The 2393-nt window shown below is 59.6% G+C and carries 2 protein-coding genes; both read right to left on the bottom strand.

The annotated features are described in order from the left end of the window. Positions 1 to 787, bottom strand: a 787-nt coding sequence (locus GXX82_01575; protein NLT21717.1) for a hypothetical protein, incomplete at its 3' end; no start/stop codon positions are given. 340 nt (positions 788 to 1127) lie between these two features. Next, positions 1128 to 2279 (bottom strand): ATP-binding protein, encoded by a 1152-nt coding sequence (locus GXX82_01570; protein ID NLT21716.1) that lies wholly within the window; start codon positions 2277 to 2279, stop codon positions 1128 to 1130. Positions 2280 to 2393 lie beyond the last annotated feature (114 nt).

The raw sequence follows: 2393 nt of genomic DNA, 5'->3' as shown, positions 1-2393 counted from the left end.
CCGCGCCGCCGAGGTCCATCGCCCCGGACAACGTGAGAGCGCCGGTACCGCCCGAGGACTGGCCGAGGGTGAAGTCGGCCCCAATGACGGTTTCGTTGGCTATCGTCCTTGCAGTCCCCGAGGACGAGGAAAGGGTGCCGCCTCCGATCGTGAGCATGCCTGTCCCGAGCGCCGAGTTGTTCCCCACCTTAAGCGTTCCGTCGAGCAACGTCGTGCCGCCTGAATAGGTGTTCGTTCCCGTGAGCGTGAGAATGCCCGTCCCCGTTTTGGTGAGCGTGCCGGAACCGGTACCGATCACACCGGATATGTTCGTCGCGCCCGTGCCTGTCACCGTGAGGTTCCGGCCTGCTCCCGATATGGCGCCGCTTGCGGCGAGGGTCGTCGTCCCGGTCCCGTTGTTCGTTGCCGTCCACGTTTGATCGCCACCGAGGACTATGCCCTCGCTTATGGCGTAGGTACGCGAGGTGGTACCGGGAACAGCAGCGTTGATCCCTGACGATCCGACGGTCAGCGTCCCGGCGCCGGCCGCAACGGTGAAATTGTTGTCACGGTTGAAGATAAGACCGAGAAAACTGACATTGGTATTGATGGTGGCCGTGGAGCCGCCGGTCCCGAACGTCACCGACTGGGTACCGTCAAAGGGAGGATTGACGTTGTCATCCCAGTTTACGGCCGTGTTGATGTTCGTGTTTGCGCCACCGCCATCCCAGGTAGTCCCGGCGGAGAGGGGCAAACCACTTAGAAGCACCATTAGAAGGATGGTCAGTATGGCAAGGGTTTTTTTCATGTCGGCTTCCATGGCCTTCTGTCCGATCCGGTTGTAGAGAATGTTGACCACACGATGCGCGGGCCCTGACAACCCCCTGCCCCCCGGCGAGGGATTGACGGTGTTATACCCTTCAAACACGGCAAGGAGGATAGTACCTCCTGAGCCTAATTGTTCTATACTTTTTCATGTATTACAAGAGAAATCATACCGGCGAAGGGACACGATAGTGATAACCTGGCTTCCGGGAAATGGACGAATTCTTTTGACACGGGATATCGATGCCGCCAGGCTGACCGGTCATGGTGTTCTCAGCGAAAAGAGGCTCCGTCGCCTGATGAGTGGGATGCGGCTCCGCCGGCTAGCCCTTGCGGGCCGTACCCTGCCTTCCGAGCCACCCGGCCGGGTCGCAGACGTGGACATCGAGACCGGAGATGTGTTTCTCGCCGGCCAGGCCCGGCAGGGGGGAGATGACGTAGTTCTCTCCTTCGGGATACCAGGTGCGGAAGAGTTTGAGCCCCGCGGGGTCGAAGGCGTCAGGGTTCCACTCGCACTCGATGGCATCCACCTCGTCCCGCGCGCCGGGGACGATGAAATCGACCTTCCGGTCATCCGCCCATCTCCAGTACTGCACCTGAGACCCCCGGACGTGGGCTTCAAGATACTCAAGGACGACGTGCTCCCAGAGGGGACCATAGTCATCGGTGCGCAACGGGTCCCAACCTCTTGCAAAGGCCACGAAACCCGTGTCGAACCCGTAGACCCTGGGCATCTTTATTATCTCCTTTTGCCCCCTTCCGTGGAAAGGACGGACAATGGTTATCGCCCGGGTGGCCTCGAGAGCCCTCAAGTGCTCTGCGACGGTGGGGCGGCTTATGCGGAGGGTCTCCGATGCCCGTGTCGTTTCGAAGGGCTCACCGCTCTGTTTCAGGAGATATTCGAAAAGCATGGTGAACTTGTCGGAATCACGAAAACCGAAGGGCTCGCGGATGTCGCGGTCAAAAAAAGCGTCCATCCATTCACGATAGAATCCGCCCTGCCGGTCTTTCATGGTAAGGGCCTCAGGGAGCCCGCCATGGTAGAACCGTTTCTCCAGCGAAACGCTGAAGGCGGGAAGCTCGTTCCACAAAACAGGGCCAAGGTGAACACGGCGTTTCCTGTCGCCGAGGGTATCACCGGCCTTCCCGTCCGCTGCCACAGTGGAGGAGGTTGCAATGATCCTGAGCTCCCGAAAAAGATCGGCGCCCGTCTTGAGCACCTTCATGGCATCGGGAAGCCTGTGGACATCGTCAAAGACCACGACCGGCCGGTCACAGGCGCGGAAGAACAGCTCCGGGTCTGCCGCGATGTGCGCGGACCGGGCCGGATCGCAATCGACGTGGAGCAACCGCTGCGCTCCAAGACCCTGTATCAGGGTTGTCTTGCCCACCCCTTTGACGCCCGAGAGCCACACAATGGGTGCCTCCTCCCAGACCTCTTCTATTCTCTCTATCCACGATCTCCGTTCTACCATTGCGACAACACAGTTACCATATATTCGGAATAAACGTCAAGTAGAGTGTGAAAGGACAGGGCGACCGAACCGTTTCGTTCCTCCCAAAATCCTTTCAATGCGTGCCCGTCTCTG

It is taken from the genome of Syntrophorhabdus sp. (genome assembly GCA_012719415.1).
GTDB lineage: Bacteria > Desulfobacterota > Syntrophorhabdia > Syntrophorhabdales > Syntrophorhabdaceae > Delta-02.
The sequence above is the reverse complement of the archived record's forward strand: the minus strand, read 5'-3'. Positions and strand labels throughout refer to the sequence as shown.